This is a genomic window from Mesorhizobium sp. NBSH29, assembly GCF_015500055.1.
GTDB lineage: Bacteria > Pseudomonadota > Alphaproteobacteria > Rhizobiales > Rhizobiaceae > Neomesorhizobium.
This window is the reverse complement of record NZ_CP045492.1, coordinates 1196887-1209824: the sequence shown is the minus strand read 5'-3', so window position 1 is coordinate 1209824 and position 12938 is coordinate 1196887. Positions and strand designations below refer to the sequence as shown.

Genomic DNA, 12938 nt, shown 5'->3' with positions numbered 1-12938 from the left:
GCCTCCGCTCATTATCTGTTGTCAGCCGTCTCGGTTTGTGTAGATGAAGTTCTTAAAGTCGGCCGGTATTGCCGCGCCGCTGGTATCGAATGCGGCCATGCCGATGAATGCGCCGGTGAACGAGCCATGTTCGCCGCGCCCGCCTTCGTCTGAGATCACGCTGGCATCAAGCACCGGACCGACCGGGTGCCAACGCTCTTCTAGCCGCACGAAGAACCGGAGTTCGCCCCTGTCGACTTCGGCGCGCAGCCCGACCGGACCGTCGCCCGGCAGCGGGAGCGGCGCCCCGAGTGGAAAGGACAGTTTCCCATCCGGCCAGTCGCCCGGGCAGGACAGCACCGTCAGAACCCGACCGCGCTGGGCGTCATGTGTGACCGCCAGGAAGTGAAACTTGTGGCGGTTGTAGTAATGCACCAGTCCGGCAGCCTGCTGAAAGTTTTCCGGGTAAAAGCTCAGCGTCGTTTCAGCGCTGAAGGCAAAATGCTCCTGCCGGCGTGCCACTAGCGCCTGCTCGAACCAGCTGCCAATGGATTCGCGCCCGTAAAGGCGCAGGCAGCCGGGCCGCTCGGTAAGCGAGAACAGGCGCTCGGTAAACGGCGTGCGCAGCCATTGGAAATCGTCGGGAAGTGTAGGGCTATCAAAGTCGTGGTGCACTGAGCGCGCTTGGGGAGCCGACTGCGCGTCCCCCGGAGCCTCGACCTCCAACGCAGGCACAACACCACCGCCCGCCAGCCGCAGCCAGCCATGCTTGTCCCAGACGCATTTTTGAATCGCTGTCTCGCGTCCCAGCGGCGAGCGCCGCAGACCGGCGAGCGGACGGGAAGCCAGATGCGTGTGATAAAATTCCCCGTCCGGCGTCTCAACGATCTGCCCGTGGCCAGCGCGCTGCAGCAGCGCTTCGGGCGCGTCTTTCGACGTGATCAGATGGGTATCGGGATGCAGTTCGTAGGGTCCATCGATGGTGCGCGAGCGCGCCATCGTCACCGCATGATCGTAGCCCGTCCCGCCCTCGGCGGTGGTGAGATAGTACCAGCCGTCGCGCTTGAACAAATGCGGCCCTTCAACCAGCCCATGCCGGCTGCCGGCAAAGATATTCTTTGACGCGCCGACCAGTTTGCCGGCACCGCTATCATATTCCTGCAACAGGATTCCGGCGAAGGACGAATGTTTCGGGCTGCCGCCAACGCCATGCGAGACATGGTTCCACACCATGTTGAGAAACCATTTTTTCCCGTCATCATCGTGAAACAGCGACGCGTCGAAGCCGGATGAATTGATATGCACCGGGTCCGACCATGGGCCTTCGACTGAAGGCGCGGTGACGATGTAGTTGTGGCCGTCCTTGAAATTTCCGTCGAGGCGTTTGACGTCTGTGTAGACCAGCCAGAACAAACCGTCGGCATAGGAAAGACAAGGTGCCCAGACGCCGCCGGAATCCGGATTGCCGCGCATATCAAGCTGGCTGACCCGATCAAGCGGCCGCTTGACCAGGCGCCAGTTGGCGAGGTCGGTCGAGTGGTGGAGCTGGACGCCAGGATACCATTCGAAGGTCGAGGTCGCGATATAGTAATCCTGCCCGACCCGGCAGATCGATGGATCGGGATTGAAGCCGGGCAGGATCGGGTTGCGGATCATTTGCCGGCCAGCGTCACTTCTTAGCCGGCCGCGCCGGACCGGTCCGCTCTGCCGATTGTGCCCAAAGATTAATATCGGCTTCGCGCGCGTAGGTGTCGATCTCCGCGAGCTCGGCATCGGTGAAGTCGCGGTTGTTCAGCGCGCCGACGCAGTCCTCAACCTGGCTAGGCTTGCTGGCTCCGATCAGCGCGGTGGTGACCCGGCCGCCCCGCAGTACCCAGGCCAACGCCATCTGCGCCAGCGTCTGGCCACGCTTCTCAGCAATGCTGTTGAGGGCGCGGATGTTTTCCAGGGTCTTCTCGTTGATGAACGACGTGGAGAGCGACTTGCCCTGGCTGGCGCGGCTGTCTTCGGGAATGCCCTTTAGATATTTCGTCGTCAGCATGCCCTGCGCTAGCGGCGAAAATACGATCGAGCCAACGCCCAGTTCGTCCAAAGTGTCGAGCAAGCCATCTTCCTCGACCCAGCGGTTGAGCATCGAATAGCTGGGCTGGTGGATCAGGCATGGGGTGCCGAGATCCTTCAGTATCGCGAGAGCCTCACGGGTGCGCTGCGAATTATAAGACGATATGCCAGCGTAAAGCGCCTTGCCCGAGCGCACCGCGTGATCGAGCGCGCCCATGGTTTCTTCCAACGGTGTATCCGGGTCGAAACGATGCGAATAGAAGATGTCGACATAGTCGACGCCCATCCGCTTCAGGCTCTGGTCTAGGCTCGACAGCACATATTTGCGGCTGCCCCATTCGCCGTAAGGCCCCTTCCACATTTCGTAACCGGCTTTGGTGGAGAGAATCAGCTCGTCGCGATAGCCGGCAAAATCCGTGCGCAGAATCTCGCCAAAGGCAACCTCGGCTGAGCCCGGAGGCGGACCGTAATTGTTGGCAAGATCGAAATGCGTGATACCAAGATCAAATGCGGTGCGGCAGATGTCGCGCTTGGTCTGGTGCGGCGTGTCATGGCCAAAATTATGCCAGAGGCCGAGCGAGATTGCCGGGAGCTTGAGACCCGAATTGCCGCAACGGGCATAGGTCATGGTATCGTAACGCGTGTCGGATGGGTGCCAGAGCATTATCGTTTCTCGCCATTCTTTCTTGGCCGTTTCGCGTGGTCAGCGAAGCTGCATTGTCGGGAGGGAGGTATGGATTGAGACTGGAAGTCTGACGCTAATCTCGTCTGCTCGTCCTGCGTCCATCCCTAGCTGCCATCCCGTTGGTCCAAGGCTCGCACCGATGCAGGCCATGGCACTATTTCTTCTTCGCCAGCAGTGCCTTTGCCTCGCGGATTCCGAGAGCTGCCGGCCGCTCGCAAGTGGTAGTCATGTCAACAAACTTTCCGGTCTCGCCTGACTTGAGAATGCCGGTCATCACGTCGATGGCGTGCAGGGCGGCTTCCAGAGAGCAGCGGTGGGGGCGGTCCTCCAGTATGGCGAGCGCCATGTCAGCCAGCCCCGCAGTGCGGTAATTAGCCTGCATGCCGCGTGCGTGTTTCTGGTTGGCGACGCCGAAGGGATGCGCCCATTTCGCCGCCTTCTTGAAAAGCTTGTCGCGCTTGGAATAGCGCACTTCACCGCCGAAAAAGTTCGGGTCTGGAACGTGGATCGTACCTTCCTCGCCATAGAGCTCCATCGGCGCATGACCGTGGTTCCACACGTCCCAACTGGCGTTGAAGGTAATTGCCGCGCCGTTCTGAAACTCCATCAGCGCGACGATCGTGGTGGGCGTGGAGACCGGGATCTTCTCGCCGGCACGCGGCTGCGAGGAGATGGTGCGTTCCTTTGACGGAATGGTGGCAAGTGCTGCCACCCGCTTCACGGGACCGATCAGCTGCACAAGGTTGGAAATGTAATAGGGGCCAAGATCGAGGATTGGACCGCCCCCCGGCTGGAAGAAGAAGTCCGGGTTTGGATGCCAGTGCTCCATACCATGGCTCATCACATGGCAGGTGCCACTGGTAATGTTGCCAACCGCGCCGCTGTCGATCAGCTGGCGGGCAAGCTGATGGGCGCCGCCCATGAAGGTGTCGGGCGCCGAGCCGACGCGCAGTTTCTTCTTCTCGGCGCGGGTCTTGAGATCGAGGCCTTCCTTCACGTCCAGGACGAAGGGCTTTTCGGAATAGACGTGCTTGCCGGCATCAAGCACCTGCTTCGACACCGCATAGTGCACCGCCGGCACCGTGAGGTTGACCACGATATCGATGTCACCTGCCCTTAACAGTCCTTCAACGGTTTCAGCGCGCACATCATATTCGGCCGCCCGCGCGTTGGCCGCATCCATGTTGATGTCGGCGCAGGCGCGCATTTCGACGCCCCTGAAGAGCGGCGCAAGGCCGAGATAGGTGGCCGAAATATTGCCGCATCCGATGATGCCGACGCCCAGTTTCTTCGCCATGTGAGTAAACTCCTAAAAGATCTTGGCAGCGTCGATTGAGCGCTTGGCAAATCGCTCGAAATCGTTCGGATTGTCATGTTCCATGACGAAGTACTTGGCTGCAGTCCGGTCGCGAAGCGTCCTGACGAGCCCCTTCCAGTCAACGGTTCCATAGCCGACATCGGCCCAACCATCCTCGTCGGTTGCTTCGCCCTCGGGCGCGATATCCTTGACGTGAATGGCTGCGATGCGCTCGGCATAGCGGTCGATCCAGAGCATAGGATCGCCGCCGCCACGGATCACCCAGGCAACGTCTATTTCCCAAGCAATATCGGGAGCGGCATCCAGAATATGTTCCTGCGGCACCGTATCGTCGTCGAGCTTGACGAATTCGAAATCGTGGTTGTGCCAGCCGAAAGTGATCCCCTCGCCAGCAAAGCGCTTGCCGACTTTGCCAAGCCGCTCACCAAAGGCTCTCCAGCCTCCGGCATCGGAGGGGCGCAGTTCTGCCGCGATATGCGGGCAGACGACGAGTCCCATCCCAAGCGTCCGGGCCGTGCTGAGCGCGGTATCGAAATCATTTTCCAACATGTCGAGCGAGAAGTGGCCGCTCGGCATTTTCAAGCCGTTCTTGTCGAGCTCGGCGCGCAGGCCGGCGGGGTCCTGATAAAGCCCACCATAACCCTCGACCTCAGTGTAGCCGAGCTTGCCCAGCGTCTCCAGCACTTTTGCCCACGGTTGGAAATTGCGGGCGCTGTAAAGTTGGAATGACCAGTTCATAAGTGTTCCTCTGCAATCAAAGCCTGACGCCGCTGGCTGCGTCGAACAGCGACGCGTTCATCGGGTCAAAGCCAATGGTGACGGTCTCGCCGACGCGCGGTGTGCGCTCGGCGGTGACACGGATGGTGACGTTCTGCTGGCCAAGCGTTGCCCAGACCAGCGCGTCGGAGCCCATAGGTTCGACAATCTCGATGCTCAGTTGCGCCGAAAAAGGCCAACCCTCTCCGCTGTTCAGGGCAATGTGTTCGGGCCGGATGCCGAGCACGGCCGCGCCCGGCTGCGGACCGGACGCGTCGAACTGGTAGTTGGTGAGCGGGACGGCGTGGCCGTCGAAGGTGAACTGCGCGACCCCGTCCAGAACCTCGATGTGCCCGTTAAAGAAATTCATGCCGGGCGAGCCGATGAAGCCGGCGACGAACAGATTGACCGGGCGGTTGTAGATTTGCTGCGGTGCGTCGAGCTGCTGGATCACGCCGCCCTTCATTACCGCGATACGATCAGCCAGGGTCAACGCCTCGATCTGGTCATGGGTGACATAGATCATCGTGTTGTTGAGCTTCTGGTGGAGGCGTTTGATCTCCACACGCAGCTCCGAGCGCAGCTTTGCATCGAGATTGGACAGAGGCTCGTCGAACAGGAAAACATCGACATCGCGCACCAGCGCGCGCCCGATAGCAACACGCTGGCGCTGGCCACCCGAAAGCTGCGCCGGCTTGCGACCAAGCAAGGGCTCGATCTGCAGGATCTCGGCGGTGCGGGCGATGCGCTTTTCGATCTCGTCTTTGGCGACGCCGGCATTCTTCAGGCCGAAGGAGAGGTTCCCCTTCACCGTCATCTGCGGGTAAAGCGCGTAGGACTGGAACACCATGCCGATACCGCGATCCTTGGGTTCTTCCCACGTCACGTTCTTGCCGTTGATGAAGATTTGGCCGTCGGAAACATCCAGCAGGCCGGCGATGCAGTTGAGCAAAGTCGACTTGCCACAGCCCGAGGGCCCGAGCAGGACGAGGAACTCTCCCTCCGGCACATCGAGATTCAGGGATTTCAGCACTTCGACCGCACCGAAGGCAAGAGAGACGTCGCGGATCAGGACACTGGTCATCGGCTCAGCCTTTTACTGCGCCGGCGGCGATACCGCGGACAAATAGCCTGCCGGATGCAAAATAGACGATCAGCGGCACCAGGCCGGTGAGGATGGTCGCGGCCATGTTCACATTATACTCCTTCACGCCCTGCATGGAGTTGACGATGTTATTGAGCTGCACGGTCATCGGATAGGAATCCGGCTTGGTGTAGATCACCCCAAACAGGAAATCGTTCCAGATGCCGGTGACCTGCAGGATGATCGCAACAACGAAGATCGGCAGCGCCATCGGCAGCATAATCTTGAAATAGATGCCCCAGAAGCCGGCGCCATCGACGCGGGCTGCCTTGAACAACTCCTCAGGGACTGAGGCAAAATAGTTGCGGAACAGCAATGTCAGGATCGGCATGCCGAAGATCGAATGCACGATCACCAGCCCCCACAGCGAACCGTAGAGCCCGATCTCGCGCAGAACGATGACGAGCGGGTAAATCATCACCTGATAGGGGATAAAGGCACCGACGATCAAAATGGTGAAGAACAGGTCCGCGCCCTTGAACCGCCAGTTGGCCAGCGCGTAGCCATTCACCGATGCGACGGCAATGGAGAGGACCACGGAAGGCACGGTGATGCGGACGGAGTTCCAGAACCCGCGGCTGAGGCCATCGCAATTCAGCCCCGTGCAGGCGGTGGCCCAGGCTTTTACCCACGGCTCGAAGGTGATTTCCATCGGTGGTGCAAAGATGTTGCCGAGGCGGATCTCCGGCATGCCCTTGAGCGATGTTACGACCATCACGTAGAGGGGAAGAAGATAATACAGCGCTACGACGATCAGTGTGCCGTAGAGAAAGATGTTGCGGCGCGACAAGATCTTGCGCGGGCGCGGACCGCTTGGGCCCGAAATGTCTTGGGCGCCAGTCCCGGCGGGAAAAATTTCAGCCACGTTTGCCCCTCCCGAATTCGAAATAGGCCCACGGCACGATGATGATTGCCACGGTGAGCAACATCATGGTGGATGCGGCAAAGCCCTGGCCCAGATTCTGGGCGAGGAACATGTAGTCGTAGACATATTTGGCCGGCACTTCCGACGCGATGCCGGGGCCGCCGCTGGTCTGCGCAACGACAAGATCGTAAACACGCACGATGCCGCTGGCGATGATGACCAAAGTGGTGATGAACACCGGGCGCATCATGGGGATGACAATGAAAAGATAGGTTTTCCAAGTCGGAATGCCGTCGACGCGGGCAGCCTTCCAGATGTCTTCGTCGATCCCGCGCAGGCCGGCCAGCATCAGGCACATGATCAACCCGGTGCCCTGCCACAGGCCGGCGATCAGGATGCCGTAAATGACAATGTTGGGATTGTAGAGCGGATCGAAATCAAAGCTTGTCCAGCCCATCGCGCGGATGACGCTCTGGATCCCGAAATCGGGATTGAGCAGCCACTGCCAGATAAGTCCCGTGACGATGAATGAGAGTGCGAAAGGGTAAAGGAAGATCGTTCGAAACGTATCTTCAAAGCGGATTTTCTGGTCGAGCAATGTCGCCAGAAGGAAGCCGACGACAAGCGAGAAAAACAGGGACAAGACTCCATAGATGGCGAGGTTTTCGATGGCGATGGTCCAGCGCGGAGCCGCCCACAGGCGCTCATACTGGTCAAGGCCAACGAAGTTCAGCCGCGGCAGAAGCTTGCTGTTGGTGAAGGAGTACAAAACCGTCCAGCCGGTGCCGCCGACGAAGATGACGAGCGCCGTCAGGATCATCGGGATCGAGGCTATCTTGGCGCTCATATTGCGCAAAAGCTGCGGGGGACGTTTGCTCACAGAAGATGACATGGCTCACTGACCTGAAGGCGTGCTATCGCCGTCCAGCGGCCCGGCAATGAAGCCGGACCGGTGAACGGGAGGGTTGTCGCTAAAGTCAGTCTGCTGCGGCGACGAGGTCGACGAAGCGCTTCTGCGCATCAGCTGGCGTAAGGGCAGGGTTCTTGAAGAACTCGACGAACAGATCGTTCACCTGGTTCAGCGAATCCGCCGACATCAGCTGGTCGGGCGCCTGAATGATGGCGCCCTTGGCAAGGATGTCGAGACCTTTTTTCATGCAGTCATTGGCCGCATTGAGATCGACATCGCCGCGTACCGGCAGCGAACCCTTCTTCAGGTTGAAGGCGACCTGGGTTTCCTTCGATATCATCGCGGAAGCCAAAGCTTCCTGTGCCTTCGACTTTTCCGCATCCTTGAGCAGGGGGAAGTAGAATGCGTCGCCACCAGTCTGGATCACTTCGTTGACGCCGAGTCCTGGAAGGCAGGTGTAGTCCTTGCCGGCAACCTGACCGGCAACCTGGAACTCACCCTGCGCCCAGTCGCCCATGATCTGGCCGGCGGCCTGGCCGCTGATGACCATTCCTGTGGCCTGGTTCCACTCCTGCGCGTTCGACTTGGCTGACATGGCCCGCGCCTTGTCAGCAGCATCGAACACTTTTGTCATTTCAGGACCGGCAGCAAATGTCGCATCATGGTCGCCGAATACGGTTTTGTAGGCGTCTGGTCCGGCAAGCGCGACCAAGATCACCTGGAAGGCAAGCGTGGTCTGCCAAGGCTGCTGTCCGATTGCCAGCGGAATGATGCCGGCCTTTTCCAGCGCTGGTGCGGTGGCAACATATTCATCCCAATTCTTCGGGACGGCAACGCCGGCCTTTTCAAACGCGGCATTACTGAGCCACAGCCATTGCTGGGAATGAATATTGACCGGCACGCAGTAGATTTTTCCGTCCAACGTGCAGCTGTCGAGCAGGCTAGACGGCTTGATAATGTCCTTCCAGCCTTCCTTGGTAGCAAGGTCAGTCAGGTCGCGCATCAGGCCGGCCTGGACCAACTCTTCGGCCTGGCGGCCATGGTTGAATTGTGTGGCACCCATAGGGTCTCCGCCAGTGATGCGGCTGATCATGATAGGGCGGGCGGTGCCGCCCGAACCGGCGATGGCGCCGTCAACCCATTTGTTGCCGGTGGCGTCAAATGCCTTGGCGAATTCGGCGACGGCTGCCGCTTCGCCGCCCGATGTCCACCAGTGCGTGACTTCAAGATCGGTTGCGTAGGCGCTGCCCGTGGCAAGCACGGTCGCAGCCGCAATCATAGCTTTGAATGCTTTCATGACTTCCTCCCGTTGGACCCCCTCAAGCGCTCGGCGCCAGGGGCGTTTCAACAATCAGCCAGCCTCCATTCCGGCAGATTGTAATCGGATCGCGAGCGGACTAAGCTCCATCATGCAATCGATTACATTTATTTTGACATCCGAAAAAAATTCTTGTCAAGCGGCTTCTCGATTCCGGCCTCTAAAACTTTTGGCTAGGGCAGCTTCATGATGCTGCACCGTGCGACGCCCACCATTCAGGATGTGGCAAGGCTCGCCAACGTGTCGACCGCCACGGTAAGCCGTGCGCTGGCCACGCCTGAGCGGGTGGCCGAGGATACGCGCCGCATCGTGATGGAGGCGGTCGAACTGACAGGGTATCGCGTCAACCAGACCGCGCGCAATCTTCGCCGCCAGCAGGCCGGCGCAATCGTTGTGCTGGTGCCCAATCTGGGCAACCCTTTTTTCTCGCGTATCTTGGCCGGTATAGAGGCAACCGCCTCGCGCGCCGGGCTCAACGTGCTGATTGCCGACACCATACAACCGGGAGCAGAACAGGCGCGGCTTGGTGATTATCTGCACAACAACCGAGCCGACGGAATTCTGGTGCTGGATGGCTCCTTGGCGGATGATTTCTTTGCCTCCGCAGGGCGTGCGCATCCGCCGGTGGTCTATGCCTGTGAATGGAATGAGGGCACGACGCTGCCCTCTATCCGTTTTGACAATGCCGGTGGCTTGCGACTGGCTGTTGAGCACCTTCTGGCGCTCGGCCACCGCCATATCGGCCATGTGCTCGGGCCATGGGAAAACGTGCTAACACGCGAGCGCTTGCGCGGATTTGAGGCCGCGCTCGCAGCGCATGGATTGTCGCCACGCCCGGACTGGCTGTTTGATGGCGACTTCACTCTTGCAGCCGGCGCACGCGCGGCGCAGCAATGGCTGAAGATGGTTGACCGACCGACGTGTATCACCGCCGCCAGCGACGAGATAGCCTGCGGCTTCATTTCGGAGCTCTACCGCAACGGCATCAGTGTGCCGGACGAAGTGTCGGTCGTCGGATTCGATGACATCGACATTGCCGAGCATTTTATTCCGGCCCTGACTACCGTCCACCAGCCACGCATGAAAATCGGCGAAGAAGCCGCCGCCGCGCTGATAGACCTGATCAGCGGTGTTAACGGCGCCGGGCGGCTGGCTTCAACTACAACCGTCCTCGACGCCCATCTCGAGATACGGGCCAGCACGGCTACGCCACGGGTTGCGCCATAGGTTGCAAAGCGGCTACGGGTCTCCCCGCGGGGGGAGGTCTGAGGAGCTGTTTTGATGAGACACAAGAATTTTTATGCCGCGATTTTTTCTGCGACCATTTGCACTGCTGGGGCCCAATTTGCTTATGCCGAGCCGATTTCAATCGGCGCATTGCGCTTCACGTCCCACGCGCCAACTTTCATCGCCTTTGAAAAGGGCTATTTTCGTGACGAGGGGCTGGATGCCAGCCTCAAGTTTTTCCAGGCGGCGCAGCCTGTTTCCGTGGCCATCGCTTCGGGCGATATCGACTTTGGCATCACTGCCCTGACCGGTGGGTTTTTCAATCTCGCGGACAAGGGGGCCCTCAAGGTCATCGGTGGTCTCTATACCGAAGAAAAGGGCAAGCCCGGCATGGCGATCATGGCGTCCAACAAGGCGTTTGATGCCGGTCTGACATCGCCGGAAAAGTTGCCGGGCCATACATGGGGCATGACGCAAAAAGGCTCCTCGCACGAATATATGATTGAGAGGATCTCAGCGGATTATCAGTTGGACCTCGACACGGTAAAGCTTGTTCCATTGCAGAAATATGGGGCGCTCGTTGCCGCACTCAAAACCGGTAATGTCGACGCTTCGGCCATTGTTCCTCATATTGCCAAACCGCTGGCCGATGCGGGTGAGGCCCGGATCATTGGCAATATCAGCGATTTTGAGAAGCCGTATCAGGTGTCGACCATTTTTACTTCGTCGGCAAATGTTAGCGACAAGCCCGCGCTCGTCGATGCGTTCATGCGCGCCTATAAGAGAGCAATCGATGACTACTCCAGGGCGTTAGCCGACGGCGCAGACCCGGTCGAACGGAATGAAGTCTTTCAGATCATCCAGAAATATGTCTACAGCGACAAGACAGCGGATGAGGCCCGGCCCCTGATCGCGGCTGGTGCCGTCGCCTTTGCGAAGGACGCAAGGCTGGATATGGCAAGCATCGCAGATCAACTGCAATGGGCCATCGACAAACAGCTGGTGCCCGACCGTCTGACGATGGAAAAGCTCGTGGCTCCGCAATTTGTCGGAGCTGAATAACATCCCTGGGTCCGCTCCAGTGCATTAAGGCTGGAGTGGACCCAAGGCGTGGAGGCGGCTTCCTTGAAACTTGAACTACAATCCATTTCGCATTCCTACGATGGCGTGCAGGTGCTGAAAGATATTCAACTTACCATTCCGTCGGGCAGCATTCTTTCGCTGGTCGGACCATCGGGATGCGGAAAATCGACTCTGCTGCGGATCGTCGGGGGGTTGTTGCGCCCTGTTAAAGGCGTGGTGCTTTGCACCGGTGCGGTTGCGGAAAACTGCCTGAACCCGGTTACCTATATCTTTCAGCATCTGGCCCTGCTGCCGTGGCGAACGGCGGCCGGAAACATTTCGCTCGCGCTCGAACACCACCCGCTGTCTCTCCGCCAAAGGCGTGACATCGTCAGCGACGTGCTCTCGCGGACCGGGCTGGGAGGATACGCCGACAAATACCCTGGTCAGTTGAGTGGAGGCATGCAGCAGCGGCTTGCTATCGCGCGCGCGCTGGCGGTGCGGCCTGCCGTCCTTCTGATGGATGAACCGCTCTCGGCGCTGGACGGGAAAAACAAGCAGATGCTCGTGGATGATCTGGTCCGCCTCTGGCAGCAGGATGCTTTCACGGCAGTCTACGTGACGCATAGTTTTGAAGACGCTGTGAAACTGAGCCACCGCGTCGTGGTGATGTCGCCGGAACCAGGGCGAGTTGAACACTTGCTGGAACTGGAAATGCCGGTCTCGGAACGCCGGGAAAACCCCGATTACGTCGCCTTACAAGCAGAAAAACTGCGCTGTCTCAGCAACCAGTGTACCTGACCCGGAGAAAAGCCATGGCCTCTGCCGAAAAGATCGTGTTCAGGGCCGGAGGCTTTGCCCCAAAACTTATCCGCTGGGTTGCCCCAACGGGTTTTGTTTTCCTGCTTGCGGCCTGGGAGTGGGCCGCGCGTTCCGGTTTCATCAGCCCTATCACCGCGCCGCCGCCCTCGGAAATAGTTGGCGCGCTAGACCGCCTGTTTCGTTCGGGTGACATCTGGCTTCATCTCAGCGCCTCGCTCCAGCGTCTATCGCTAGGGTGGACTGCGGGAACGTGTGTGGGCCTGATTGTCGGTTTGGGTGCCGGCCTTTTCACCCCGCTGCGATCCATCGTATTGCCGTTCGTGTCCGCGATATTCCCGATACCAAAGATTGCTCTTCTGCCGCTTTTCATTGTCTGGTTCGGCATTGGTGAGGAGAGCAAATTTGCAACGATCTTTTTCGGCACGCTTTTTCCGACGATCATCGCGGCATGTGCCGGGGCCGACAATGTCGACCGCACCCTGATCCGGATGGCGCAGTCCTTCGGCCTGCCCTGGTTTGCCATCGTTCGAAAAATCATCGTGCCCGGCGCCATGCCCGGCATCATCGCAGGCTTTCGCATCTCGGCCTCCATTGCCATCATCCTGCTTGTTGCAGCCGAGATGATCGGCGCGGAATATGGTCTGGGGGCCTATGTGCTGCAGGCCGGCAATCTGATGGCGTCAGACGCTCTTCTGGCCGGAATATTTCTTCTGTCGGCGCTTGGCTTAAGCGTCAATCTTGCGATCAACGTTCTTGAGAAGCGACTTCTGGGCTGGCGTTTACCGTAGCAG

At 59.4% G+C, this 12938-nt stretch carries 12 protein-coding genes; 4 read left to right on the top strand and 8 right to left on the bottom strand.

Annotated elements, in window-relative coordinates; all coding sequences use genetic code 11:
* Window positions 1-21 precede the first annotated feature (21 nt).
* The 8 genes from GA830_RS05920 to GA830_RS05885 all read right to left on the bottom strand — a co-directional run bounded on the left by GA830_RS05920 (window position 22) and on the right by GA830_RS05885 (window position 9015).
* Window positions 22-1635 (bottom strand): glycoside hydrolase family 43 protein, encoded by a 1614-nt coding sequence (locus GA830_RS05920; protein WP_195164153.1) that lies wholly within the window; start codon window positions 1633-1635, stop codon window positions 22-24.
* 13 nt (window positions 1636-1648) lie between these two features.
* A complete protein-coding gene (mgrA, locus tag GA830_RS05915) occupies window positions 1649-2704 on the bottom strand; it encodes an L-glyceraldehyde 3-phosphate reductase (RefSeq protein WP_195164152.1) in 1056 nt (351 codons plus the stop codon).
* A gap of 175 nt (window positions 2705-2879) precedes the next feature.
* On the bottom strand, window positions 2880-4022 hold the full coding sequence (locus GA830_RS05910) for a Gfo/Idh/MocA family protein (protein ID WP_195164151.1): 1143 nt from the start codon (window positions 4020-4022) through the stop codon (window positions 2880-2882).
* Between the two features lie 12 nt (window positions 4023-4034).
* On the bottom strand, window positions 4035-4781 hold the full coding sequence (locus tag GA830_RS05905) for a sugar phosphate isomerase/epimerase family protein (RefSeq protein ID WP_195164150.1): 747 nt from the start codon (window positions 4779-4781) through the stop codon (window positions 4035-4037).
* A 16-nt stretch (window positions 4782-4797) separates the two neighbouring features.
* On the bottom strand, window positions 4798-5883 hold the full coding sequence (locus GA830_RS05900) for an ABC transporter ATP-binding protein (RefSeq protein WP_195164149.1): 1086 nt from the start codon (window positions 5881-5883) through the stop codon (window positions 4798-4800).
* 4 nt (window positions 5884-5887) lie between these two features.
* Window positions 5888-6808: a carbohydrate ABC transporter permease gene (locus GA830_RS05895; RefSeq protein ID WP_195164148.1), complete on the bottom strand. Its 921-nt coding sequence runs from the start codon at window positions 6806-6808 to the stop codon at window positions 5888-5890.
* Window positions 6801-7700, bottom strand: coding sequence for a carbohydrate ABC transporter permease (locus tag GA830_RS05890; protein ID WP_195164147.1), 900 nt, complete (start codon window positions 7698-7700; stop codon window positions 6801-6803). Before GA830_RS05890 ends, GA830_RS05895 begins: the two co-directional genes overlap by 8 nt.
* 85 nt (window positions 7701-7785) lie before the next feature.
* The gene (locus GA830_RS05885) at window positions 7786-9015 is read right to left on the bottom strand and encodes an ABC transporter substrate-binding protein (RefSeq protein ID WP_195164146.1); all 1230 of its coding nucleotides are present in this window, start codon (window positions 9013-9015) and stop codon (window positions 7786-7788) included.
* Window positions 9016-9222: 207 nt separating this feature from the next.
* On the opposite strand from GA830_RS05885, the gene GA830_RS05880 reads away from it, so the two are divergent.
* From GA830_RS05880 to GA830_RS05865, 4 genes are all read left to right on the top strand, one after another.
* Entirely contained in the window at window positions 9223-10263 is a 1041-nt protein-coding gene (locus tag GA830_RS05880; protein ID WP_258045570.1) for a LacI family DNA-binding transcriptional regulator, read from the top strand.
* A gap of 54 nt (window positions 10264-10317) precedes the next feature.
* The gene (locus tag GA830_RS05875) at window positions 10318-11325 is read left to right on the top strand and encodes an ABC transporter substrate-binding protein (RefSeq protein WP_195164145.1); all 1008 of its coding nucleotides are present in this window, start codon (window positions 10318-10320) and stop codon (window positions 11323-11325) included.
* A gap of 63 nt (window positions 11326-11388) precedes the next feature.
* Complete coding sequence (locus GA830_RS05870) at window positions 11389-12126, top strand: ABC transporter ATP-binding protein (protein WP_195164144.1); 738 nt, start codon at window positions 11389-11391, stop codon at window positions 12124-12126.
* Window positions 12127-12140: 14 nt separating this feature from the next.
* The gene (locus GA830_RS05865; RefSeq protein WP_195164143.1) at window positions 12141-12935 is read left to right on the top strand and encodes an ABC transporter permease; all 795 of its coding nucleotides are present in this window, start codon (window positions 12141-12143) and stop codon (window positions 12933-12935) included.
* Window positions 12936-12938: the final 3 nt, after the last annotated feature.

Bases quoted from the DNA above. Each gene is read 5' to 3' on its own strand.
- GA830_RS05920 (WP_195164153.1), bottom strand. From the start codon at position 1,635: ATGATCCGCAACCCGATCCTGCCCGGCTTCAATCCCGATCCATCGATC.
- mgrA (WP_195164152.1), bottom strand. From the start codon at position 2,704: ATGCTCTGGCACCCATCCGACACGCGTTACGATACCATGACCTATGCC.
- GA830_RS05910 (WP_195164151.1), bottom strand. From the start codon at position 4,022: ATGGCGAAGAAACTGGGCGTCGGCATCATCGGATGCGGCAATATTTCG.
- GA830_RS05905 (WP_195164150.1), bottom strand. From the start codon at position 4,781: ATGAACTGGTCATTCCAACTTTACAGCGCCCGCAATTTCCAACCGTGG.
- GA830_RS05900 (WP_195164149.1), bottom strand. From the start codon at position 5,883: ATGACCAGTGTCCTGATCCGCGACGTCTCTCTTGCCTTCGGTGCGGTC.
- GA830_RS05890 (WP_195164147.1), bottom strand. From the start codon at position 7,700: ATGTCATCTTCTGTGAGCAAACGTCCCCCGCAGCTTTTGCGCAATATG.
- GA830_RS05885 (WP_195164146.1), bottom strand. From the start codon at position 9,015: ATGAAAGCATTCAAAGCTATGATTGCGGCTGCGACCGTGCTTGCCACG.
- GA830_RS05880 (WP_258045570.1), top strand. From the start codon at position 9,223: ATGATGCTGCACCGTGCGACGCCCACCATTCAGGATGTGGCAAGGCTC.
- GA830_RS05875 (WP_195164145.1), top strand. From the start codon at position 10,318: ATGAGACACAAGAATTTTTATGCCGCGATTTTTTCTGCGACCATTTGC.
- GA830_RS05865 (WP_195164143.1), top strand. From the start codon at position 12,141: ATGGCCTCTGCCGAAAAGATCGTGTTCAGGGCCGGAGGCTTTGCCCCA.